General features: G+C 68.7%; 19 protein-coding genes. 8 read left to right on the top strand and 11 right to left on the bottom strand.

Features of this window, described 5'->3' with window-relative positions; translation table 11 throughout:
- The first annotated feature begins 31 nt into the window (after nucleotides 1-31).
- The 3 genes from AC1Q7O_RS05865 (at nucleotide 32) to AC1Q7O_RS05875 (ending at nucleotide 5,042) form a co-directional block, all read left to right on the top strand.
- Nucleotides 32-1,090 (top strand): Leu/Phe/Val dehydrogenase, encoded by a 1,059-nt coding sequence (locus tag AC1Q7O_RS05865; RefSeq protein ID WP_492658130.1) that lies wholly within the window; start codon nucleotides 32-34, stop codon nucleotides 1,088-1,090.
- Between the two features lie 135 nt (nucleotides 1,091-1,225).
- The gene (locus tag AC1Q7O_RS05870; protein WP_492658129.1) at nucleotides 1,226-2,698 is read left to right on the top strand and encodes an OmpP1/FadL family transporter; all 1,473 of its coding nucleotides are present in this window, start codon (nucleotides 1,226-1,228) and stop codon (nucleotides 2,696-2,698) included.
- Nucleotides 2,699-2,711: 13 nt separating this feature from the next.
- The gene (locus tag AC1Q7O_RS05875; RefSeq protein WP_492658128.1) at nucleotides 2,712-5,042 is read left to right on the top strand and encodes an alkaline phosphatase D family protein; all 2,331 of its coding nucleotides are present in this window, start codon (nucleotides 2,712-2,714) and stop codon (nucleotides 5,040-5,042) included.
- A gap of 64 nt (nucleotides 5,043-5,106) precedes the next feature.
- Here the strand turns inward: AC1Q7O_RS05875 and AC1Q7O_RS05880 are convergent, their stop codons facing one another.
- The 4 genes from AC1Q7O_RS05880 to AC1Q7O_RS05895 are packed head-to-tail and all read right to left on the bottom strand — an operon-like array spanning nucleotide 5,107 to nucleotide 8,663.
- The gene (locus AC1Q7O_RS05880) at nucleotides 5,107-5,829 is read right to left on the bottom strand and encodes an ABC transporter ATP-binding protein (protein WP_492658127.1); all 723 of its coding nucleotides are present in this window, start codon (nucleotides 5,827-5,829) and stop codon (nucleotides 5,107-5,109) included.
- Nucleotides 5,830-5,843: 14 nt separating this feature from the next.
- Nucleotides 5,844-6,629, bottom strand: coding sequence for an ABC transporter ATP-binding protein (locus tag AC1Q7O_RS05885; protein ID WP_492658126.1), 786 nt, complete (start codon nucleotides 6,627-6,629; stop codon nucleotides 5,844-5,846).
- Nucleotides 6,630-6,642: 13 nt separating this feature from the next.
- Nucleotides 6,643-7,728: a branched-chain amino acid ABC transporter permease gene (locus tag AC1Q7O_RS05890; RefSeq protein WP_492658125.1), complete on the bottom strand. Its 1,086-nt coding sequence runs from the start codon at nucleotides 7,726-7,728 to the stop codon at nucleotides 6,643-6,645.
- A gap of 11 nt (nucleotides 7,729-7,739) precedes the next feature.
- Nucleotides 7,740-8,663 carry a branched-chain amino acid ABC transporter permease gene (locus AC1Q7O_RS05895; protein ID WP_394510341.1) on the bottom strand — a complete coding sequence of 308 codons (924 nt, stop codon included), beginning with the start codon at nucleotides 8,661-8,663 and terminating at the stop codon, nucleotides 7,740-7,742.
- A gap of 289 nt (nucleotides 8,664-8,952) precedes the next feature.
- On the opposite strand from AC1Q7O_RS05895, the gene AC1Q7O_RS05900 reads away from it, so the two are divergent.
- Together AC1Q7O_RS05900 and AC1Q7O_RS05905 are read left to right on the top strand one after the other, a co-directional pair.
- The gene (locus AC1Q7O_RS05900) at nucleotides 8,953-10,785 is read left to right on the top strand and encodes a sensor histidine kinase (protein ID WP_492658124.1); all 1,833 of its coding nucleotides are present in this window, start codon (nucleotides 8,953-8,955) and stop codon (nucleotides 10,783-10,785) included.
- Nucleotides 10,778-12,118: a sigma-54-dependent transcriptional regulator gene (locus tag AC1Q7O_RS05905; RefSeq protein ID WP_492658123.1), complete on the top strand. Its 1,341-nt coding sequence runs from the start codon at nucleotides 10,778-10,780 to the stop codon at nucleotides 12,116-12,118. The genes AC1Q7O_RS05900 and AC1Q7O_RS05905 overlap by 8 nt, the downstream gene beginning before the upstream one ends.
- Nucleotides 12,119-12,133: 15 nt before the next feature.
- Here AC1Q7O_RS05905 and AC1Q7O_RS05910 read toward each other — a convergent pair whose 3' ends face one another.
- The 5 genes from AC1Q7O_RS05910 to AC1Q7O_RS05930 are packed head-to-tail and all read right to left on the bottom strand — an operon-like array spanning nucleotide 12,134 to nucleotide 18,031.
- Nucleotides 12,134-13,078, bottom strand: coding sequence for an amino acid ABC transporter substrate-binding protein (locus AC1Q7O_RS05910; RefSeq protein WP_492658122.1), 945 nt, complete (start codon nucleotides 13,076-13,078; stop codon nucleotides 12,134-12,136).
- Nucleotides 13,020-14,327 (bottom strand): replication-associated recombination protein A, encoded by a 1,308-nt coding sequence (locus AC1Q7O_RS05915; protein WP_492658391.1) that lies wholly within the window; start codon nucleotides 14,325-14,327, stop codon nucleotides 13,020-13,022. The genes AC1Q7O_RS05910 and AC1Q7O_RS05915 overlap by 59 nt, the downstream gene beginning before the upstream one ends.
- Before the next feature lie 26 nt (nucleotides 14,328-14,353).
- Nucleotides 14,354-14,971: an outer membrane lipoprotein periplasmic chaperone LolA gene (gene lolA, locus AC1Q7O_RS05920; RefSeq protein WP_492658121.1), complete on the bottom strand. Its 618-nt coding sequence runs from the start codon at nucleotides 14,969-14,971 to the stop codon at nucleotides 14,354-14,356.
- Nucleotides 14,968-17,346, bottom strand: a complete 2,379-nt coding sequence (locus AC1Q7O_RS05925) for a DNA translocase FtsK (protein WP_492658120.1) — start codon at nucleotides 17,344-17,346, stop codon at nucleotides 14,968-14,970. Before AC1Q7O_RS05925 ends, lolA begins: the two co-directional genes overlap by 4 nt.
- Nucleotides 17,347-17,362: 16 nt before the next feature.
- Nucleotides 17,363-18,031, bottom strand: a complete 669-nt coding sequence (locus AC1Q7O_RS05930; protein ID WP_310330243.1) for a Crp/Fnr family transcriptional regulator — start codon at nucleotides 18,029-18,031, stop codon at nucleotides 17,363-17,365.
- Nucleotides 18,032-18,195: 164 nt separating this feature from the next.
- Here AC1Q7O_RS05930 and trxB point away from each other — a divergent pair, with 164 nt between their 5' ends.
- The 3 genes from trxB (at nucleotide 18,196) to rpmG (ending at nucleotide 19,894) form a co-directional block, all read left to right on the top strand.
- Nucleotides 18,196-19,155: a thioredoxin-disulfide reductase gene (gene trxB / locus AC1Q7O_RS05935; protein ID WP_492658119.1), complete on the top strand. Its 960-nt coding sequence runs from the start codon at nucleotides 18,196-18,198 to the stop codon at nucleotides 19,153-19,155.
- Between the two features lie 297 nt (nucleotides 19,156-19,452).
- On the top strand, nucleotides 19,453-19,686 hold the full coding sequence (gene rpmB / locus AC1Q7O_RS05940) for a 50S ribosomal protein L28 (protein ID WP_268153841.1): 234 nt from the start codon (nucleotides 19,453-19,455) through the stop codon (nucleotides 19,684-19,686).
- A 37-nt stretch (nucleotides 19,687-19,723) separates the two neighbouring features.
- The gene (rpmG, locus tag AC1Q7O_RS05945) at nucleotides 19,724-19,894 is read left to right on the top strand and encodes a 50S ribosomal protein L33 (RefSeq protein WP_025564431.1); all 171 of its coding nucleotides are present in this window, start codon (nucleotides 19,724-19,726) and stop codon (nucleotides 19,892-19,894) included.
- A 91-nt stretch (nucleotides 19,895-19,985) separates the two neighbouring features.
- Here the strand turns inward: rpmG and AC1Q7O_RS05950 are convergent, their stop codons facing one another.
- Both AC1Q7O_RS05950 and AC1Q7O_RS05955 read right to left on the bottom strand, forming a co-directional pair.
- Entirely contained in the window at nucleotides 19,986-20,477 is a 492-nt protein-coding gene (locus tag AC1Q7O_RS05950) for a DUF3016 domain-containing protein (protein ID WP_492658118.1), read from the bottom strand.
- A gap of 100 nt (nucleotides 20,478-20,577) precedes the next feature.
- Entirely contained in the window at nucleotides 20,578-21,792 is a 1,215-nt protein-coding gene (locus AC1Q7O_RS05955; protein ID WP_492658117.1) for a DesA family fatty acid desaturase, read from the bottom strand.
- Nucleotides 21,793-21,807: the final 15 nt, after the last annotated feature.

Raw genomic sequence — 21,807 nt, forward strand, 5'->3', positions numbered from 1 at the left:
TTCACTGCCGCGCCAAAAGCGCCTGACCGTCATGACCCCCTCTTCCCTCTTCGGCCTGCCCGACCAGGCCGCCCACGAGCGCGTGCTGCTGGCCACCGACCCGGCCACCGGCCTCAAGGCCATCCTGGCCGTGCACAGCACTGCGCGCGGCCCTGCCTTCGGCGGCTGCCGCCTGTGGCACTACGACTCCGAAGCCGCCGCGCTCAACGACGCGCTGCGCCTGTCGCAAGGCATGAGCCTGAAGAACGCGCTGGCCGACCTGCCCTTCGGCGGCGGCAAGGCCGTCATCCTGAAGCCGCAGGGCGACTTCGACCGCCCTGCCCTCTTCGCCGCCTTCGGCCGCGCCGTGCAGTCGCTGAACGGCGCCTACATCACCGCCGAGGACGTCGGCACGACGACCGCCGACATGCGCGGCCTGCAGGCCGTCACGCCCTTCGTCAGCGGCATCCCGCGCGACGGCGCGTTCGGCGGCGACCCCAGCCCCAAGACGGCCTGGGGCGTGTTCGTGTCCATCCAGGCCGGCGCGCGCCTCGTGCTGGGTCGTGAGTCGCTGGACGGCGTTCGCGTCGCGCTGCAGGGCCTGGGCGCGGTGGGCTGGCACCTGGCCGAGTTCCTGCACCAGGCCGGCGCCCGGCTGGTGGTGGCCGACGTGGACGCGGCCAAGGTGCAGCGCGCCGTGGAACGTTTCAGTGCGACGGCCGTGCATGTGGGCGAGATCCTGGCCGCCGACGTCGACGTGCTGGCGCCCTGCGCTCTGGGCGCATCGCTGAACGAGCAGACCGTGCCCGCCGTGCGTGCCCGCTTGATTGCCGGCGCGGCCAACAACCAGCTCGCCACGGCCGCCGATGGCGACGCGCTGCAGGCCCGCGGCATCTGCTATCTGCCCGACTACCTGGTGAACGCCGGCGGCATCATCAGCGTGGCGCGCGAGTACCGCGGCGAAGGCGAAGAGGCGGCCGTGATGGCCGAGGTCAGCAAGATCGCCGAGCGCGTGGAAGAGCTGCTGCAACGCGTGCAGAAGGCCGACTCCACGCCCGCCCGCGTGGCCGACGACTGGGCCCGCGCCAAGCTCGTCCGCCCGGCGCCGTAAGCGCCGCCACGGGCCGGGCGGTGGCGCCCGGCCCACTCTAGAGAGCTCTCTCCAGTCCAGGGTTTGTCTTGTCCTCGGCGTGACATCGACGCTGCGCAAAATGCGCCGGTTACGCACGATTACGGAGACAAATCCATGACAAGAAACAACCGCACCGCGGGTGCGCTGCGTCCGCTGCTGGCCGCCATCGCGCTGCTGCCGCTGGCCTTCACGGCGCAGGCCGCGGGCTACCGCTTCGGCACGCAGAGCGCCGCCGCCGAAGGCACCGCCAACGCCAACGCCGCCGAGGCGGCCGATGCCAGCACGCTGTTCGCCAACCCGGCGGGCATCACGCGGCTGTCGGGCTGGAACGTGTCCGGCGTCATCGACTACCTGGACGCCAAGGCCCGCTTCACCGACCAGGGCTCCACCATCGCGCTGCCCGGCTCCGGCCTGCAGCCGCGCGCCACCGCCACCGTGGGCGACACGGTGGACTTCACGAAGCCGGCCATCGTGCCGCACCTGTACGCCACGTACCGCGCGTCGGACAACCTGGCCTACGGCGTCGCGTTCTTCGTGCCCTGGGGCACCAAGCTGGACTACCGGCCCGACTGGGGCGGCCGCTACAACCTGCAGAAGGTGGAGCTGAAGTCCTTCTCGCTGAACCCCAACGTCGCGTGGAAGCTGTCGCCCGAGCTGTCGCTCGCCGGCGGCGTGAACCTGCAGTACATGGAAGGCAAGCTGCGCCGCGCGGTGCCCTACGGCTCGGCCTACGCCAAGGGCCTGCTGGCTGCCGCGCAACAGGCCGCGGCCGGCGGCGCGCCGGCGCTGGCGCTGCAGCTGCAGCAGCAGGCCGCGCAGGTGTTCGGCAACCCGACGTTCGACGGCTCGGTCGCCATCAAGGGCAAGGACTGGGGGCTGGGCTTCAACCTCGCGCTGCTGTGGGAGCCCATGGCTGGCACGCGCATCGGCGCGAGCTACCGCAGCAGCGTCAGCCACAAGCTCACCGGCAGCGCCGACTGGACGCAGCCGGGCACGCTGCCCGCCAACGTGCTGGCCGCCGTCACCGGCGCGCCGTACAGCGCCTCGACGCTGGACCACAACGACTCCGACGCCAGCCTGTCCATCCGCACGCCGGAGTCGCTGTCGCTGCATGGCTTCCACCAGCTGACGCCTACCATCGCCGTCATGGCCGACGTGGGCTGGACGCGCGACTCGCGCCTGAAGCAGCTGCGCATCGATTTCGCCAGCACCTCGCCCGACTCCATCACGCCCGAGCACTGGAAGGACAGCACCAAGGTGTCCATCGGCGCGCAGTGGAAGGCGCTGCCGCAACTGCTGCTGCGCACCGGCTACAGCAAAGACCTGTCACCCGTGCCGTCCAGCACGCGCAGTCCCGCGCTGCCGGACGCGCACCGCACCTGGCTGGCGCTGGGCGCCAACTGGGCGTTCAGCGACACCGCCAGCGTCGACTTCTCCTTCGGCCATGTGAAGCTGAAGGACGCGGCCATGAACGCGACCGATGACGCCGAGGGCGAGACGCCCTGCAACTGCTCGTACGCCACCGCGCGCGGCAACTACACCACCAAGGCCACCATCTTCGGTGTCCAGTTCAACGTCAAGTACTGAGGGAGAGACCGCCATGGATCGCCGCAGTTTTCTCCGCCGCAGCGCCGCGCAAGCCGGTGCGCTGATCACCACCTCCACCGCGCTGTCCAGCCTCGTCGGCTGCGGCGGCGGTGGCGACGCGGGCACGCCCGTGGGCCCGCTGCCCGCCACCTTCCCCGGCAGCACGACGCCGCTGCCTAGCACCTCGGCCGCGTCGGGCGCCTACAAGTTCCCGCAGTCGGTCGCGTCGGGAGACCCCAAGCCCGACGGCGCCGTGCTGTGGGCCCGCGTGGTGCCCACGTCGGCCGATGACGTGGCCAGCGCCACCGGCGCCGGCAGCTTCACCGTCAGGCTGGCCATCAGCGCCGCGGCCGGCAATGCCGCGCTGCTGGGCACGACGACCGCGCTGACCGGCACCGCCGACGCCAGCGCCGACGTGCCCGTCTACGAGTTCTACGACCACACGCTGCGCCACCGCATCACGGGCCTGCAGCCGAACACGGTCTACTACTACCAGTTCACCGCCGGCAGCAGCACGTCGCGCGTCGGCCGCTTCAAGACCGCACCCGCCGTCGACGCCGACAACAGCGCACTGAACTTCGCCTTCATCTCCTGCCAGGACTGGAGCGTGAACCACTGGGCCGGCATGGACGCGCTGGCGCAGGAGAACATCGACTTCGTCGTCCACCTGGGCGACTACATCTACGAGGCCGTCGGCGCCGACTACCAGGCCGGCGGCGTCGAGAGCGCGCATGCCGCGCTGGCGCTGCCCAACGGCGCGGCGCTGCCCAGCGGCGGCGGCAAGTACGCGACGACGCTGGCCGACTACCGCTACCTCTACAAGCGCTACCGCACCGACCGCCGGCTGCAGAACCTGCACGAGCGCTTCGCCTTCGTCGCGATCTGGGACGACCACGAGTTCAGCGACGACTGCTGGGGCGACCGCAGCACCTACGACAACGGCACGTTCAACGCGACCACGCAGGTGGGCGACAACACGGTGCAGACCTCGCGCCGCCTGTCCGCCAACCAGGCCTGGTTCGAGAACATGCCGGCCGACATCAGCTTCACGCTGGACCCCGGCCAGGGCATCACCGGCATCCGCATCTACCGCGACCTGAAGTTCGGCAAGCTGATGCACCTCGTCATGACCGACGAGCGCCTGTACCGCGCCGACCACCTGATCCCCGAGGCGGCGCCCAACCCGCTGACCGGCGGCCAGGTGGGCAGCATCGGCGCGCGCTACATGGTGCCGCAGGCGACGCTGTCGTCGGTCGAGACCGCAAAGCTGACTGCCGGCGCCACGCTGCCCGACCCGCTGGCCCTCGTCAGCGTGCTGGGCGGCGCGCAGCGCCAGTGGTGGGCGCAGACGATGACCACGTCCTCCGCGCTGTGGAAGGTGTGGGGCAACGAGGTGTCGCTGCTGCGCATGGGCATCGATGGCGCCAAGATCCCCGCAGCGCCTGCTGCGTTCAAGACGAAGTTCGTGCTGAACGCCGACCAGTGGGACGGCTTCAACGCCGAGCGCAAATACCTGATGGGGCAGCTGCTGAGCAAGGGCGTGAAGAACGTCGTGGCCGTCACGGGCGACATCCACGCGTTCTACGCCGGCGTCGTCATGGCCGACTACGACGCCGCGACGCCGGTGCCCGCGATGGTGGACCTCGTCACCGCCGGCGTGTCCAGCAACTCCAACTTCAGCTATTTCTACGGCGCGGCGACGCAGCCGGCCTTCGCACCGCTGAAGCCGCTGGTAGCCACCAGCGAGGCCGAGGCCGAGGCCATCGCCATCCAGATGCTGAGCGCGGCCATTGCGATCGGCGCCGGCGTGACGGACCTGACCAACACCGCGGCCGTCACGGCCGCCGTGACTGCCGCCGTCACCGGCGGGTTGATCCCCGCCGCCGCGACGCGCGCCACCGCAGGCCTGTCGACTGCCGTCATCAACACCTTCGACGAGACCCAGGCCGGCACCATGGGCAGCATCGTCGCCAGCACCATCGCCGGCCTGGCGGCGGCGAGCAAGTCGGTCGCGGCGATGACGCTGTACGGCCTGATCCGCGGCAAGCTGGCCACCGCGCTGGGCATCCCGGCCGGGTCCGTGCCGGCGGCCGAGATCGTCAAGCGGTTGAACCCGTTCGCCGACTCGACGACGGCCGTCGCGCCGCCGGTCAACAACCCGTGGATCAAGCACGTCGACAGCGACGCGCAGGGCTACGCGGTCGTGTCGCTCAGCAAGACCGAACTGCTGTGCGACTTCAAGAAGGTCGCCCGCCAGGCAGGCGGCGTGGCGCCGGCCACACCGGTGGCCAGCGTCAGGCGCGTGCGCGTGGCGGCCGGCGTGACGGACGTGACCGTCGTCTGAGCGTTGACGCCACCAAGCAAAACGCCCGGCAGTGCCGGGCGCTTTTTTGTGGTGCGCAGTGCGCTCACTCGCCGAGATAGGCGGCCCGCACCTTCGGGTCATTGAGCAGCGCGTGGCCTTCGCCGTCCATCGTCACTTCGCCCGACTCCATCACATAGCCACGGTTGGCCAGCTCCAGCGCACGGCTGGCGTTCTGCTCGACGAGCAGCACGGTCACGCCCTGCTGGTGGATGTCGTTCACGACCTCGAAGATCTTGTCCACCATGATGGGCGACAGGCCCATGGACGGCTCGTCCAGCAGCAGCACCTTGGGGCGGGCCATCAGCGCACGGCCCATGGCCAGCATCTGCTGCTCGCCGCCGGACATCGTGCCGGCCAGCTGCTTGGCGCGCTCCTTCAGGCGCGGGAACAGCGCGAAGACCTTGTCGATGTCCGCCTCGATCTCGCCATCCTTGCGGTTGTAGGCGCCCATCTGCAGGTTCTCGGTGATGGTCATGCGCGTGAACGTGCCACGGCCCTCGGGCACCATCACCAGACCCTTCTTGGCCAGGTCCCAGGCGCCCTTGCCCTTGATGGACTCGCCCAGGTAGGTCACCTCGCCGGCGGCCACGGGCTGCAGGCCCGTGACGGCCTTCAGCGTCGTCGTCTTGCCGGCACCGTTGGCGCCGATCAGCGACACCAGTTCGCCCTCGCGCACCTCGAAGCTGACGCCCTTGACGGCCTGGATGCCGCCGTAGGCCACCTTCAGGCCACTGACCTTGAGCAGGGTTTGTTTTGCTTCTGCCATGTTCGTCGTCCCGCTCAATGCGCTTTGTGGCCGGCGCCGAGGTAGGCCTCGATCACCTTCTCGTTGCTCTGCACCTCGGCCGGCGTGCCTTCGGCGATCTGCTTGCCGTAGTCAAGCACCGTCACGCGGTCGCACAGGCCCATGACCAGCTTCACGTCGTGCTCGATGAGCAGGATGGTGCGGCCGTCGTTGCGGATGCGGTCGATCAGCTCGCGCAGCACGACCTTCTCGGTCGCATTCATGCCGGCGGCCGGCTCGTCCAGCGCGATGAGCTGCGGGTCGGTGGCCAGCGCGCGGGCGATCTCCAGGCGGCGCTGGTCGCCGTAGCTCAGCGTGCGGGCCTTGAACTCGGCGTACTTGCCGATGCCGACGTACTCCAGCAGCTCCAGCGCGCGCGCCTTGATGGCGGCCTCCTCGGCCTTGAAGGCGGGCGTGCGCAGCACCGCGCCGAGGATGCCGGACTTGGTGCGCACATGCCGGCCCACCATGACGTTCTCCACCGCCGTCATGTCGGCGAACAGGCGGATGTTCTGGAAGGTCCGCGCGATGCCGGCCTTGGCGACCTGGTGCACGGCCTGCGGCGTGTACGGCGTGCCGCCCAGCGAGAAGCTGCCGCCGTCGGGCACGTACAGGCCGGTGATGACGTTGAAGAAGGTGGTCTTGCCGGCGCCGTTGGGGCCGATGAGGCCGTAGACCTGGCCGCGCTGGATCTGGATGCCGACGTCGGACAGGGCTTGCACGCCGCCGAAGCGCTTGGACGCGCCGCTGACGTTGAGGACGATGTTGTCGTGGGTGGTCATGTGGGCTCCTCCCTCACTTCGCAGCCGGCGCCGTGGCCGACTTGCCATGCTCCGGCGACGGCCACAGGCCGCGCGGGCGCACCAGCATGATGATGATCATGGCCAGCGCCACGAGCAGCTGGCGCAGGATGGACGCGTCGATGCGGCCGTCCGTCATGCTCTGGATGTCGCCCGCCACGTAGCGCAGCACTTCGGGCAGCGCCGCCAGCATCAGCGCGCCGAGGATGACGCCGGGGATGTGGCCGATGCCGCCCAGCACCACCATCGCGACGATCATGACCGACTCCTGCAGGCTGAAGGACTCGGGCGACACGAAGCCCTGGAAGCTCGCGAACATCGCGCCGGCCACGCCGCCGAAGGTGGCGCCCATGCCGAAGGCCAGCAGCTTCATGTTGCGGGTGTTGATGCCCATGGCCTTGGCGGCGATCTCGTCCTCGCGGATGGCCATCCACGCGCGGCCGATGCGCGACTGCTCCAGCCGGTAGCAGATCAGCACGCTGACGACGACCAGCGCCAGGAACAGGTAGTAGTACAGCGTCACCGACGGCAGCGTGAAACCGCCAATCTCCAGCGGCTTGCCCAGGTCCACACCGAAGATGTGGAACGAGTCGATCTGACCGATGCCGCGCGGGCCGTTGGTCACGTTGACCGGGTACTCCAGGTTGTTCAGGAACACGCGGATGATTTCGCCGAAGCCCAGCGTCACGATGGCGAGGTAGTCGCCGCGCAGCTTCAGCGTGGGCGCACCCAGCATGACGCCGAACAGCGCCGCCAGCCCCGCGCCGGCCGGGATGACCAGCCAGATCGGCGAATGCAGCCCCTCGGGGAACGCGGCCTGGAAGGCCTCGAAGTTCTGGCTCAGGTGCGGGCTGGCCATCAGCGCGAACATGTACGAGCCCACGGCGTAGAACGCCACGTAGCCCAGGTCCAGCAGGCCGGCGTAGCCGACGACGATGTTCAGGCCCAGCGCCAGCAGCACGTACAGCAGGGCCAGGTCGATGATGCGCACCGGGCCGTTGCCCAGCTGCTGTGCGAACAACGGCACGACCAGCAGCGCGATCGCGACGGCGATGAAGGTGAAGAGTTTCTTGGCTTGCATGGTGGTGCTCCTCAGGCGCGGTCGGCCACGCGTTCGCCCAGCAGGCCCGAGGGCCGCAGCGTCAGCACGAGGATGAGGGCGACGAAGGCGAAGATGTCGGCGTAGTGGCTGCCCAGCACGCCGCCGGTCAGGTCGCCCAGGTAGCCGGCGCCGATGGACTCGATGAGGCCCAACAGGACGCCGCCCACGACGGCACCCGCCAGGTTGCCGATGCCGCCCAGCACCGCGGCCGTGAAGGCCTTCAGCCCGGGCATGAAGCCCATCGTGTGCTGCACGGTGCCGTAGTTGGCGGCCCACATCAGGCCGGCCACGGCGGCCAGCGCGGCGCCGATGACGAAGGTGGTGGAGATGATGAAGTCCGGCTTCACGCCCATCAGCCCGGCCACACGCGGGTTCTCGGCGGTGGCGCGCATCGCGCGGCCCAGGCGCGTGTAGTTCACCAGGTACATCAGCGCGGCCAGGATGCAGACGGTGAGGCCCAGGATCAGGCACTGCGTGACCGTGATGACGGGGCCGCCCAGGTCGAACGGCGTCGTCGGCAGCAGCAGCGGGAACGGCTTGGGATTGGGCTTCCAAATGATCATCGCCAGCACCTGCAGCAGCAGCGACATGCCCATCGCGGTGATCAGCGGCGCCAGCCGCGGCGCATTGCGCAGCGGCCGGTAGGCGATCTTCTCGACCGCGTAGTTCAACGTCGCGCAGACGACGATGGCCGCGGCCAGACCGACGACCATCAGCAGCCAGCCCGGCATGCCCGAGTCGGCCAGCACCGTGACCAGCGTCCAGCTGACCATGGCGCCCACCATCAGGATCTCGCCGTGCGCGAAGTTGATGAGGTTGATGATGCCGTAGACCATCGTGTACCCCAGCGCGACGAGGGCATACATGCTCCCCAGCACCAGGCCGTTGATGATCTGTTGAATCAGAGTCTCCATGAGGGCTCCACAAATTTTGTTGGGCGCAGCATGCGCCACGCGACCAGCAGTGAATCGCAACCCCCGTGCCAATCGCCGGCTTTCAAGGGTATTCACCGACGGTCTGGCACGGTGGACCGTTCGATCGGTCCCACGTGCACGGTCAAGGTCAGAAGTCACGAGTGTCGACCCGAGGTGTCGTGGGCGGAAATCCGCACAAACCGCAAACCGCGCGAGCGGTTCTTCGCCAGCACGCAAAAAACCGCCCGGCTGTGCACGGCGGGCGCATGCGCATGGGCACACTAGCGCCGTGTCTGACGTTCCTCGCCTGCCGCGGCTGCTGAGCCGGCCGGGCTTCTACCTCTTCCTGACCGGCGCGCTGATGGTGCTGGGTTTCGTGCTAGCGCACCGTCTCAGCGAGCGCAGCGGCCGCGAGCAGCTGTCCGCGCTCAGCACCGAGCGCCTGGAGCTGTACGCCACCAACCTGTCCGCCGAGCTGGGGCGCCACGCCGCCCTGCCCGGCCTGCTGGCCATCGCGCCCACGCTGCAGGCGCTGATGCAGGCGCCGGACGATGCGGAAGCCCGCCATGCCGTCAGCCAGATGCTGGCCCGCGTCAACGTGCGCGCCGGCACGCACCAGATCTTCGTGGCCGACGCGCGTGGCCAGGTCTTGTCCGCCAGCGAGACGCTGGCGCCGCCGCCGCGGCTCACCGAGGCGATGGCGCAGGGCCGCACGCATTTCTTCGCCGCCGACCCGGCCACCGGCAGCACCGACTTCTACCTGCTGCACCCGCTGCGCCACGCTGCACGCGCGGCGGGCGTCATCGTCGTGCGCTTCAACCTCGCGCCGCTGGAGGCCACCTGGGTGGACCTGGGCCTGCGCTCGCAGAACGAACGCATCCTCGTCGCCGATGACCAGGACGTCGTCATCATGAGCTCGGTGCAGGCCTGGAAGTACGCCGTGCTGGGCCATGCCGACCCGTCGCGCCGCCTGGCGCTGCAGGCCAGCGCGCGCTACCCGCAGGCCATCGGCGCCGACCTGGACCTGCCCGCGTCGCTGGAGGTGCACCAGGGCCAGCAGGTCAAGCTGCCGGTGCTGGACAAGCCGCTGCTGGCGCAGCAGCGCCAGCTGGTGCCACTGGGGCTGCGGCTGGTGGCGCTGTCGGACCTGACCGAGGTGCGCCAGCGCGCGCAACTGGCCGCCTGGGGCGGTGCCGCGTTCGGCGCCAGCATCGGCCTGCTGCTGCTGTACCTGTCGTCGCGCCGCCGCGCGCTGCGCCAGCTGACGCAGGCCCAGACCCAACTGCAGCAGGCCCACGGCCAGCTGGAGCAGCTGGTGGACAGCCGCACCGCCGAGCTGCGCCAGGCCAACGAAGCGCTGAAGTCACAGATCGCGCAGCGGCTGCAGACCGAGGGCGAGCTGCTGCAGGCCAGCAAGCTGGCCGTGCTGGGGCAGATGTCGGCCGGGCTGTCGCACGAGGTCAACCAGCCGTTGACGGCGCTGCGCGCGCTGGCGCGCAACTCCATCCGGCTGCTGGAGAACGGCCGCCGCGACGCCGTGGCGACCAACCTGCAGCTGATGGACGACATGGTTGAGCGCATGAGCCAGATCACGCGCCAGCTGAAGAGCTTCGCGCGCAAGGCCGACGAGCAGGTCAGCGCCAGCACGCCGCTGCTGGACAGCGTGCGCGCCGCATTGCTGCTGCTGGAGCACCGCAGCCGCGCGCTGGGGGTGCAGATCGACGTGGACCTGGCCGCCGGCCAGCGCGTGCGGGCCGAGGCCAACCGGCTGGAGCAGGTGCTCGTCAACCTGATGGGCAACGCGCTTGATGCGATGCAGCACGAGCCGCTGCGCCGCCTGCGCGTACTGGCCCGACCGCTGGACGAGGGCCGGCGCGTGCTGATCCAGGTGCAGGACAGCGGCACCGGCGTCAGCGAAGCGGCGCTGGCCCACCTGTTCGAGCCCTTCTTCACGACCAAGCCGGCCGGCGAAGGGCTGGGCCTGGGCCTCGTGATCTCGGCCAAGATCGTGCACGAGTTCGGCGGCACGCTGCGCGCGGTGCGGCTGGAGCGCGGCATGAGCTTCGAGTTCGACCTGGCCGTCGAACCCTGGACAGCGACAACGGAGGAAGGCCATGTTTGAGGGCTACAAGGTCGTGTTCGTCGAGGACGACCTGCCGGTGCGGGTCAGCCTCACGCAGACGCTGGAGCTGGAAGGCCTGGCCGTGCAGCCCTGCCGCAGCGCCGAGGAAGCCCTGCCCCACCTGCAGCCCGGCGCGCCGGTCATCCTCATCACCGACGTGCGCCTGCCCGGTATGGACGGCCGCGCACTGCTGGCCCACGTGCAGGCCACCGATTCCAGCATTCCGGTCATCCTCATCACCGCGCACGGCGACGTGGCCATGGCCGTGCAGGCCATGCGCGCCGGCGCCTACGACTTCATCGAAAAGCCGTTCGCGCCCGAGCGCCTACTGGACGTGGCCCGCCGCGCGCTCGACCTGCGCACGCTGCGCCACTCCGCCGACGAACTGCGCGAACAGCTGCAGCGCGCCAGCGGCATCCAGGCCGCGCTGCTGGGCCAGTCGCCCGCCATGCAGCAGCTGCGCCGCCAGGTGATGAACCTGGCCGGCACGTCGGCTGACGTGCTCATCGTCGGCGAGACCGGCACCGGCAAGGAGCTGGTGGCCCGCTGCCTGCACGACCAGAGCCCGCGCCGCGACCGCCACTTCGTTGCCATCAACTGCGGCGGCCTGCCCGAGGCGCTGTTCGAGAGCGAGCTGTTCGGCCACGAGCCCGGCTCGTTCACCAGCGCAGCCAAGCGGCGCATCGGCAAGATCGAGCATGCCAACGGCGGCTCGCTGCTGCTGGACGAGATCGAGACCATGCCCATCGCGCTGCAGATCAAGCTGCTGCGCGTGCTGCAGGAGCGCCGCGTCGAGCGGCTGGGCTCCAACGAGGAGCTGCCGATCAACGTGCGCTTCATCGCCGCCAGCAAGGGCGACCTGCGCGAGCAGGCCGCGCGCGGCGAGTTCCGCAGCGACCTCTACTACCGCCTCAACATCGCCACGCTGCACATCCCGCCGCTGCGCGAGCGCCGTGAGGACATCCCGCTGTTGTTCGAGCACTTCGTGGCCCAGGCCTGCACCCGCTACGAGCGCGGCGCACCGGAGCTGACGCCCGAGAAGCTGCGCGAGCTGATGGCGCACGACTGGCCCGGCAACGTGCGCGAGATCCGCAACGCGGCCGACCGCTTCGTGCTGGCGCTGGACGACCTGGACCCACAGGCCGCGCTGCACGCCGTGCCGGCACTGAACCTGGCGCGCCAGATGGACCTCGTCGAGAAAACGCTGATCGAACAGGCGCTGCGCCGCACGCAGGGCAAGGTGCCCGCCGCGATGGAGCTGCTGGGCACGCCGCGCAAGACGCTGTACGACAAGCTGACGCGGCACGGCATCGTGCTGGACGACTTCCGCTGACGCCCAGCCCGGCGCCTAGCGATACCGCTCCGGGTCCGGCGAATCGGTCGGGGTTGCGATGACGCGGCGGAACGCCGCACTCATCGGCAGCTTCAGGTTCAGCCCCTGCGACGGCAACGGCGACTCGAACCAGCGGCGGTAGATCGCATGGATCTCGCCGCTGCGGTACAGCCCGGCCAGCACGCCGTCCACCAGCGCCTTGAACTGCGGGTCGCCCTTGCGCAGGCCGATGGCATAGGGCTCGACAGTCAGCGGCTGGTCGGAGATGCGGTAGTCGTCCGCGCTGGGGCCTTGCTGGGCCAGCACGGCGCGGATGATGACGTCGTCCATCAGGAACGCCGCCGCGCGGCCGCTGCGCACGAGCTGGAAGCCCTCGGGGTCGTCCAGCCCGCCGAGGATGCGGATGTTCAAGCCCTGCTGCTCGTTGACCTTGGCCAGGTGCTGGATGCTGGTGGTGCCGATGGTGGACGCCACCGGCTTGCCGCGCAGCTCCGCCAGGCTCTGCACGCGCTCGGACGCGCGTGCCAGCAGCCGCGTCTCGGCGACGAAGACGGTCAGCGAGAAGGCCTGGTTGCGGGCGCGCTCGGCCGTGTTGGTCGTGATGCCGCACTCCAGGTCCAGCGTGCCGTTGATGACCAGCGGCATGCGCGTGGCCGACGCCACCTCGACGCGGCGCACCTCCAGGTCGGGCAGCTGCAGCTTGCTGCGCACGGCCGCGACGATGCGGTCGCACAGCTCCACCGTGTAGCCGGTGGGGCGCAGCTGGGCGTCGAGGTAGGAGAACGGCAGCGACGCCGGCCGGTAGCCGATGACGATGACGCCGGTCTCGCGCACGCGCGCCAGCGTCGGCCCGTCGGCCGCCTGCGCCGCCAGGCCCACGCACAGCGCGGCCAGCGCCGCGCTAGCCCTGGCCAGCCGCTTCATCGTCCAGCCGGCGCAGCTCGGCCAGCTTGTCGGCAATGCGCGTCTCCAGGCCGCGCGGCACGGGCTCGTACCAGCGCTGGCCTTCCAGGCCATCGGGCAGGTACTGCTCGCCGGCCGCGTAGGCGTTGGGCTCGTCGTGGGCATAGCGGTAGGCCTTGCCGTAGCCCAGCTCCTTCATGAGCCGGGTCGGCGCATTGCGCAGATGCACGGGCACGGGGCGGGACTGGTCCTGCTTGATGAAAGCCTTGACCTCGTTGAAGGCCTTGTAGACGGCGTTGGACTTGGGCGCGATGGCCAGGTAGACGACCGCCTCGGCCAGCGCCAGCTCGCCCTCGGGCGTGCCCAGGCGCTCGTAGGTCTCGGCCGCGTCCAGCGTGATGCGCAGCGCGCGCGGGTCAGCCAAGCCAATGTCCTCGCTCGCCATGCGGATGAGCCGGCGCGAGATGTAGCGGGCGTCCACGCCGCCGTCCAGCATGCGCGCGAACCAGTACAGCGCGCCGTCCGGGCTGCTGCCGCGCACGGATTTGTGCAACGCCGAGATGACGTCGTAGAACTGGTCGCCGCCCTTGTCGTAGCGGCGCAGCTGCTCGCCCAGCGCGCGCTCCAGCAGCGCCTCGTCGATCTGCGCGCCCTGCGCCAGCGAGGCCGAGGTGTCGAACGCGTTGAGCAGCCGGCGCGCATCGCCGTCGGCATAGCCGATCAGCCGCTGCGCCGCTTCCGGCGTGGGTTCGGGCACGCCCAGCTCGGCCGCACCACGGGCGATGAGCTGGCCCAGTTCCTCGGCGTCCAGGCTCTTGAGCACCTGCACCGTCGCGCGCGACAGCAGCGCCGAGTTGACCTCGAAGCTCGGGTTCTCCGTCGTCGCGCCGATGAAGGTGAACAGGCCCGCCTCGACGTGCGGCAGGAAGGCATCCTGCTGCGACTTGTTGAAGCGGTGCACCTCGTCGACGAACACGACCGTGCGCCGGCCCTGCGCCGCCGCGACCTGCGCGCGCTCGACGGCCTCGCGGATCTCCTTCACGCCGCCCAGCACGGCCGAGATGGCGATGAACTGCGCATCGAACGCGCCGGCCATCAGCCGCGCCAGCGTCGTCTTGCCGACACCCGGCGGTCCCCACAGGATCATGCTGTGCAGGCGGCCGGCATCGAACGCGACGCGCAGCGGCATGCCGGGGCCCAGCAGATGGCGCTGGCCGATGACGTCGTCCAGCGTCTTCGGCCGCAGCCGCTCGGCGAGCGGGATGCCGGCGAGCGGCGCCACCGGCGCTGGGGTGGCGTCGGGGATCGGGTCGTCGTCGAAGAGGGACCCGCTCACTGTTCGATCAGGTCGGCACCCGCCGGCAGCTTGAACTGGAAGCGCTCGGCCGCGACCGGCACGTTGGCCTGCACGGCGCTGAAGTCCAGCCGCGAGCGCTGGCCGAAGCCGTCGACGATCTCCATCGCCGCAAGCTCCTTGCCCTTGAAGCCCAGCTTCAGCGCCTGGATGGTGGACTCGGCCTGCTTCGGGCTGGCCTGCACCCAGTCCAGCCCGCCGTCGGACGGCGCAGCCTTCAGCGTGAAGTCGCGCTCAAGGTTCGTGCCGGCCAGCACCGCGGCGGGCGTGGCGCCCAGCGCGTCGGTCAGCTTGCGGGAGCTGGCCTGGTTCAGGTCGGCGTCATAGATCCAGACCTTCTGGCCGTCGGCCACGATGGTCTGCTCGAAGGGCTTGGCGTAAGCGAAGCGGAACTGGTTGGGCCGCTGGAACTCGAAGCTGCCCGACGACACCTTCTTGCGCTTGCCGTCCGGCGACGTGACGGTCTGCGTGAAGTTGGCCTTGCCGCTCTTCACGTCGCGGGCGAAGTCGCGCAGCGCGTCGACGGCGTCGGCATGGGCCTGAACATGGAAGACGGCGCTCAGCAGCAGCGTCAGGGCGATCAGTGGCTTCTTCATTCGTCTCGCTTCGGAACAATCAATTCACGGCTGCCGTTGGACGCCAGCGCGCCGACGAGACCCGAGTTCTCCATCTGCTCCAGCAGCCGGGCGGCGCGGTTGTAGCCTATGCGCAGATGGCGCTGCACCAGCGAAATGGACGCCTTGCGGTGCTGTAGGACGATGGCGACGGCCTGGTCGTACATGGGGTCTTGCTCACCGCTGGCCTCACCCGGCGCCGGCGCCTCGCCGTCGATGCCGTCGAGTACGCCGCCTTCGAGGATGCCTTCGATGTAGTTGGGTTCACCCTGGGACTTGATGTACTCCACAACGCGGTGCACCTCGTCGTCGCTGACAAAGGCGCCGTGCACGCGGATGGGCAGGCCGGTGCCCGAGGGCATGTAGAGCATGTCACCCATGCCGAGCAGCGCCTCGGCGCCCATCTGGTCGAGGATGGTGCGGCTGTCGATCTTGCTGCTGACCTGGAAGGACAGGCGCGTCGGAATGTTGGCCTTGATGAGGCCGGTGATCACATCGACCGACGGGCGCTGCGTGGCCAGGATCAGGTGGATGCCCGCCGCGCGCGCCTTCTGCGCCAGGCGGGCGATCAACTCCTCGATCTTCTTGCCGACCACCATCATCAGGTCGGCCAGCTCGTCGATGACGACGACGATGAACGGCAGGCGCTCCAGCGGCTCGGGGTCGTCGTTGTTCAGCGCGAACGGGTTGGGGATGCTGATGCCGTTGGCCTTGGCCTCGTCGAGCTTCTTGTTGTAGCCCGCCAGGTTGCGCACGCCCATCTTGGACATGAGCTTGTAGCGCCGCTCCATCTCGCCGACACACCAGTTCAGCGCATTGCCGGCCTGCTTCATATCCGTCACGACCGGTGCCAGCAGGTGCGGGATGCCCTCGTAGACGCTCATTTCCAGCATCTTGGGGTCGATGAGGATGAGCCGCACATCGCGCGCCTCGGCCTTGTAGAGCAGGCTGAGGATCATCGCGTTGATGCCCACCGACTTGCCCGAGCCGGTCGTACCGGCCACCAGGCAATGCGGCATCTTGGCCAGGTCGGCCACGACCGGCAGGCCGACGATGTCCTTGCCCAGGCCCATGGTCAGCTGGGATGCGGCGTCAGCGTAGACCTGCGAGCCGAGGATCTCGGAGAGTCGGATCGTCTGGCGCCGCGCGTTGGGCAGCTCCAGCGCCATGTAGTTCTTGCCCGGAATGGTCTCGACGACGCGGATGGACACAAGGCTCAGCGAACGGGCCAGGTCCTTGGCCAGGCCGACGATCTGCGAGCCCTTCACGCCGGTGGCCGGCTCGATCTCGTAGCGCGTGATGACGGGGCCCGGCGACGCGGCGACGACGTGCACCTCCACGCCGAAGTCGCGCAGCTTCTTCTCGATGAGGCGGCTGGTCATCTCCAGCGACTCGGGCGTCACCGTCTCCTGGCGGCCCGGCGCGGCGTCCAGCAGGTCGACCTGCGGCAACTTGGCGTCGCCGGCGTCGACGAACAGCGTCTGCTGCCGCTCCTTGGCGACGCGCGTGGACTGCGGTACTTCGACGATGGGCGCCTCAATGACCAGCGGCGCGTGCTCGGCTTCCACCTGGCGCTCGATCTGGCGCTCGACCTCGACCTCCTGCTCGCGTTCCTTGACGGCCTGCTCGCCGGCCTTCTGGTCGGCCTTGATCTCGCGCTTCTCGATGTGCTGCTCGCGCAGCTGCTCGATGCGCTCGCCGATGCGCTCGGCCAGATGGCCCCAGGAGAAACGGAATGCCCACGACATGCCGGTCAGCAGCAGCACGATCCAGACGACGCCCGAGCCGGCGAAGCCCAGGCCCTTCATGCCCAGCGGGCCCAGCGCATAACCCACCAACCCGCCGGCATGGCCAGGCAGGCGCGGCTCGACGGCGTAGAGGCGGCTCCACTCCAGCGCGCAGCTCGCGCCGATCAGCAGCAGCACGCCGGCCCACCAGCGCGCGCGCTGGCTCCAGCGCGGCACGGGGGCGACGTCGTGCCGCAGCAGCCCCGCCAGGCTGCGCAGCCAGCCGCGCAGCGCCAGCACCGGCAGCCACCACGCGGAGAAGCCGAAGATGAACAGCAGACCGTCAGAAACCCAGGCGCCGAGGCCGCCGACACGGTTGGCGACGAGGTCGTGCTTGCCGCTGGTGCTGAAGGCCGCGTCGCGCAGGTCGTGCGTGACCATGGCCAGCACCAGCAGCGCGAGCAGCAGCGCCGTCAGCGCCAGCCACAGCGGCGTGCGCAGCAGCCGCGACGCGGCGGACGGCGGAGCCGTTTCGCGCCTGGGCGCCTGGCGGCGGGTGGGTTTGACGGGAGCGGCGGGTTCGCCGGCGGCATCGTCACCGCCCAGCAGGGAACCGAGGGGAAAACTCATGCCGCCATTGTCGCGCTCAATCGTGGGTCAGCCGTTCCTTGATGACCACCGAACCGTTCTCAAGCGTTTCAATGACACCGCGCTCTTCCAGGTCCTTCATGACGCGGCTGACCATCTCGCGCGATGCGCCGACGACCTTGGCCATGTCCTGGCGCGAGACCTTGCCGCGGATGATCTTGATGCCCTTCTCGTCCTCGGCCATGTCCAGCAGCGTGCGTGCCACGCGACCGTAGACGTCCAGCAGCGCCAGCGACTCGATCTGGCGGTCGGCGTTGCGCAGCCGCGCCACCAGGCCGCGCAGGATGCCGTAGGCCAGGCTGCTGCCCTCGGGCAGGCAGCGCGCGAACTCCAGGCGGCCCAGCACCAGCATGTCGGTCTGCACCTCGGCACGCACGGTGGCCGAGTGCGGCTCGTTGTCGATGAGGCTCATCTCGCCGACGTAGTCGCCCGACTGCAGCACGGCCAGGATGACCTCGCGGCCACGGTGGTCGGCCGTCAGCACGCGGGCGCGGCCGTTCAGCAGGATGAACAGCGCGTTGGACTTGGTGCCCTGCTCGACGATCAGCTCGCCGCGCTTGAAGCGACGCTTGACGACGCTGTCAGCGATCGACTGGGCCTGGTCGGTCGTCAGCATCGAGAACAGCGGAACCCGACGGATCAGGTCCAGGTTGGAAATCATTGCCATCTGCAATCTCCAGGTTTGGGGCCCCAGGCCGACGCCTACAACGACGCCTGCCTAAAATGGCGTGCATTGTGCACACGCGGCAGGCTTCGCCGCTCCGGGTTACGCCGGGGTTCGCCCCCTAAAACACCCTTGAGAGACGTTCCGTCGCCCTCACCTCCCCTGACATGACCGCCAACACCCAACATCACGGCCTGCTCATCCTCGGTTCGGGCCCCGCCGGCTACACCGCCGCCATCTACGCCGCACGCGCCAATCTCAAGCCCACGCTGCTGACCGGCATGGCCCAGGGGGGGCAGCTCATGACCACGACCGAGGTCGACAACTGGCCGGCCGACGTGATGGGCGTGCAGGGCCCCGAGCTGATGCAGCGCTTCCAGGAGCACGCCGAGCGCTTCAACACGCAGATCGTGTTCGACCACATCAACAAGGTCGACTTCTCCAAGCGCCCGTTCACGCTGTTCGGCGACAGCGGCACCTACACCTGCGATGCGCTCATCATCGCCACCGGAGCCTCGGCCAAGTACCTCGGGCTGGAGTCGGAGCAGTCCTTCATGGGCCGCGGCGTCAGCGCCTGCGCGACCTGCGACGGCTTCTTCTACCGCGGCCAGGAAGTCTGCGTCGTCGGTGGTGGCAACACGGCCGTCGAGGAAGCGCTGTACCTGTCCAACATCGCCAACGTCGTCCACCTGATCCACCGCCGCGACAAGTTCCGCGCCGAGCCCATCCTCGTCGACAAGCTGATGGAGAAGGCCGCCGCCGGCAAGATCGTGCTGCACCTGCACCAGCAGCTCGACGAGGTGCTGGGCGACGCGTCCGGCGTGAATGGCGTGCGCACGCTGAACGTGAAGGACGGCAGCAAGGTCGATATTCCCGTGCACGGCTGCTTCATCGCCATCGGCCACCAGCCCAACACGGAGATCTTCCAGGGCCAGCTGGAGATGAAGGACGGCTACATCGTCACGAAGAGCGGCCTGAACGGCTTCGCGACGATGACCAGCGTGCCCGGCGTCTTCGCCGCCGGCGACGTGCAGGACCACATCTACCGCCAGGCCATCACCAGCGCCGGCACCGGCTGCATGGCGGCCCTGGACGCCCAGCGCTTCCTGGAACAGGAGAACGGCTGACCCGTCGCCCGGCCTGCGCCGGCTGAACGGCGACAGGTCCGGTCGTTCCCCGAGGGAACGGGCGGTGCGCGCGGCATTGGGCCGTACGCACATCGCCAAGAGCGCCGGCTTGGGTGCGCTGCAGCAAGCGGCCTCCAGGCGCACGGGTTTTCCGCTATACTCGCGGGCTTGCCTGCCGGATGGATCGCATTCGGTGCTTGAAAACCTTCAAGTACCGGATTTAGCAGGCATATGCGGTCAAAGGGTTGCCGGGGATGTTCTTCGGCGACTGGTCAAACGTCAGAGTGGAGAAGCGTCATGGCACGCGTCTGTCAAGTCACGGGCAAGAAGCCCATGGTCGGGAACAATGTTTCCCATGCCAACAACAAAACCAAGCGCCGGTTCCTGCCGAACCTGCAATACCGCCGTTTCTTCGTGGAATCGGAAAACCGCTGGGTGCGCCTGCGCATCTCGAACGCCGCTCTGCGTCTGATCGACAAGGTCGGTATCGACCAGGTCGTCGCCGACCTGCGTGCCAAGGGCGAGCTGTAAAGCGCGCCGTTCACTGACCTACTGAAGGAACACGACCATGGCATCCAAAGGCGGCCGCGAAAAGATCAAGCTGGAGTCCACCGCGGGCACCGGCCACTTTTACACGACGAACAAGAACAAGAAGACCACGCCCGAAAAGCTCGAATTCATGAAGTTCGACCCCAAGGCGCGCAAGCACGTCCTGTACAAGGAAATCAAGCTGAAGTGATGCACCGGGCTGCGCTGTAGCCCTGCACTTCCGGCAAAACAAAACCCGCCAAGCGGCAACGCTGGCGGGTTTTGTGTTTTGGGGACAGCCTTCAGCGGACTGGCGCTGCCGCCGTGGTCGTGCGGAACTCGCTCTGGAACCAGCGGTCGATCATGCGCTTCTCGTAGCGCAGCGTGTCGTTGCTGAAGTAGTTGCTGAAGCCGTCCTGGTAGTTCATGTCGCGCAGCGTGGCCTTGCCCTGCTGCACGACCTTGTCACCGTCACGGACCTCGTAGTCCAGCGTGATGGACGGCAGCGTGATCGTGCGCATCACGCGCACCCAGTTGGCACTGGGACCGAACGGCTCCACCTGGCCGGCCAGATCCACGTCGGTCACGTTGATGCGCACGCTGCGTCCGGGCAGATGCTTCTGCGCCTGCGCGACCAGATGCGCCTCGATGTCCTTCAGCACAGCGGGCTCGCTGAAGCCGTTGTTGTCCTTGATGTCGATGAACGTCTCCGGCTTGACGAAGTTCACCTGAACGTCGGCCTGCGCGGTGGCGGCGAGGGCCAGCAGGCCCAGGGTGATCCAGCGGTGTTTCATGGCATGCCTCCTCAATCAAAGACTGCGTGAACCAAGTCTAGGCCACACAAAGAAAAAGGGCGCCCTGTAGGGGCGCCCTTTTACCGAAGCGAAACGCGGATCAGGCGCGCACGGCGCGCAGGCGCATCGAGAAGGCCTGCAGCTCGGCAATGCCGCTTTCCTCGGCACGGCGGCACCAGGCCTGCAGGTCGGCCACCAGCTGTTCGGCCGACACATTCGTGCGGGTCCACAGCTGGCGCAGTTCCTCGCGCATCGTCACCAGCTTGTCGATGACGGGGCTGGCTGCACGGGCGTGGGCCAGGTCGCCATGCACATCGGCCGGGATGCGGTCTTCGTCACGGTGCAGCCAGCGCGCAGCCAGCTTGAACTGCGTGAAGCGTTCGCTGTGCTGGCCGCCCTCGGCCTTGACCTTGGCCAGTTCGGCCGCGCAGGCCGCCTTCAGGTCGCGGGCGTAGTTGGCCATGACCTCGTAGCGGTTGGCGATCAGCGCCTCCAGCGTGCGAGCGTCGGCCGCCGGCTTCATCTCACCCAGGCTCAGCTTGGGCGCCGTCTTGCGGACCTTGGCCCAGCCGATCATCTCCATCGCGCGGATGTAGCCCCAGCCGATGTCGAACTCGTACTTCTTGACCGAGAACTTGGCCGACGTCGGGTAGGTGTGGTGGTTGTTGTGCAGCTCTTCGCCGCCAATCAGGATGCCCCAGGGCGACACATTGGTCGACGCATCGGGCGCCTCGAAGTTGCGATAGCCCCAGTAGTGACCGATGCCGTTGATGACGCCGGTGGCCCAGACGGGAATCCATGCCATCTGGATGGCCCAGACCGTCGCACCGATACCGCCGAACATGGCCAGGTCCAGGATCAGCATCAGCGCCACACCCTGCCACGAGAAGCGGGTGTAGAGGTTGCGCTCGATCCAGTCGTCCGGCGTGCCCTTGCCGTACTTCTCCATGGTCTCCATGTTCCTGGATTCGGCACGGTACAGCTCGACACCGGTCAGCAGCAGCGCCTTCAGGCCGCGGGTCTGCGGGCTGTGCGGGTCTTCCTCGGTCTCGCACTTGGCGTGGTGCTTGCGGTGGATGGCGACGAACTCCTTGGTCACCATGCCCGTCGTCAGCCACAGCCAGAAACGGAAGAAGTGCGACGGGATGGGGCCCAGCTCCAACGCGCGGTGCGATTGCGCACGATGCAGGAAGATCGTGACCGAACAGATAGTGATGTGCGTCACTACCAGCGTAAAGGCGACGACCTGCCAGGCACTGGCATTGAGCAGACCGTCGCTCAACCAGTTCACCACGGCGTTCAGAATTTCGTTCATGCGTCCAAGACCTCG

It is taken from the genome of Roseateles sp. GW823-FHT07B05 (assembly GCF_058794515.1).

Excerpts from the sequence above, each read along its gene's own strand:
- AC1Q7O_RS05870 (WP_492658129.1), top strand. The coding sequence starts at position 1,226 with ATGACAAGAAACAACCGCACCGCGGGTGCGCTGCGTCCGCTGCTGGCC.
- AC1Q7O_RS05865 (WP_492658130.1), top strand. The coding sequence starts at position 32 with ATGACCCCCTCTTCCCTCTTCGGCCTGCCCGACCAGGCCGCCCACGAG.
- AC1Q7O_RS05955 (WP_492658117.1), bottom strand. The coding sequence starts at position 21,792 with ATGAACGAAATTCTGAACGCCGTGGTGAACTGGTTGAGCGACGGTCTG.
- AC1Q7O_RS05875 (WP_492658128.1), top strand. The coding sequence starts at position 2,712 with ATGGATCGCCGCAGTTTTCTCCGCCGCAGCGCCGCGCAAGCCGGTGCG.
- AC1Q7O_RS05880 (WP_492658127.1), bottom strand. The coding sequence starts at position 5,829 with ATGGCAGAAGCAAAACAAACCCTGCTCAAGGTCAGTGGCCTGAAGGTG.
- AC1Q7O_RS05925 (WP_492658120.1), bottom strand. The coding sequence starts at position 17,346 with ATGAGTTTTCCCCTCGGTTCCCTGCTGGGCGGTGACGATGCCGCCGGC.
- AC1Q7O_RS05930 (WP_310330243.1), bottom strand. The coding sequence starts at position 18,031 with ATGGCAATGATTTCCAACCTGGACCTGATCCGTCGGGTTCCGCTGTTC.
- rpmB (WP_268153841.1), top strand. The coding sequence starts at position 19,453 with ATGGCACGCGTCTGTCAAGTCACGGGCAAGAAGCCCATGGTCGGGAAC.
- trxB (WP_492658119.1), top strand. The coding sequence starts at position 18,196 with ATGACCGCCAACACCCAACATCACGGCCTGCTCATCCTCGGTTCGGGC.
- AC1Q7O_RS05905 (WP_492658123.1), top strand. The coding sequence starts at position 10,778 with ATGTTTGAGGGCTACAAGGTCGTGTTCGTCGAGGACGACCTGCCGGTG.
- AC1Q7O_RS05950 (WP_492658118.1), bottom strand. The coding sequence starts at position 20,477 with ATGAAACACCGCTGGATCACCCTGGGCCTGCTGGCCCTCGCCGCCACC.
- AC1Q7O_RS05890 (WP_492658125.1), bottom strand. The coding sequence starts at position 7,728 with ATGCAAGCCAAGAAACTCTTCACCTTCATCGCCGTCGCGATCGCGCTG.
- rpmG (WP_025564431.1), top strand. The coding sequence starts at position 19,724 with ATGGCATCCAAAGGCGGCCGCGAAAAGATCAAGCTGGAGTCCACCGCG.
- AC1Q7O_RS05885 (WP_492658126.1), bottom strand. The coding sequence starts at position 6,629 with ATGACCACCCACGACAACATCGTCCTCAACGTCAGCGGCGCGTCCAAG.
- lolA (WP_492658121.1), bottom strand. The coding sequence starts at position 14,971 with ATGAAGAAGCCACTGATCGCCCTGACGCTGCTGCTGAGCGCCGTCTTC.
- AC1Q7O_RS05895 (WP_394510341.1), bottom strand. The coding sequence starts at position 8,663 with ATGGAGACTCTGATTCAACAGATCATCAACGGCCTGGTGCTGGGGAGC.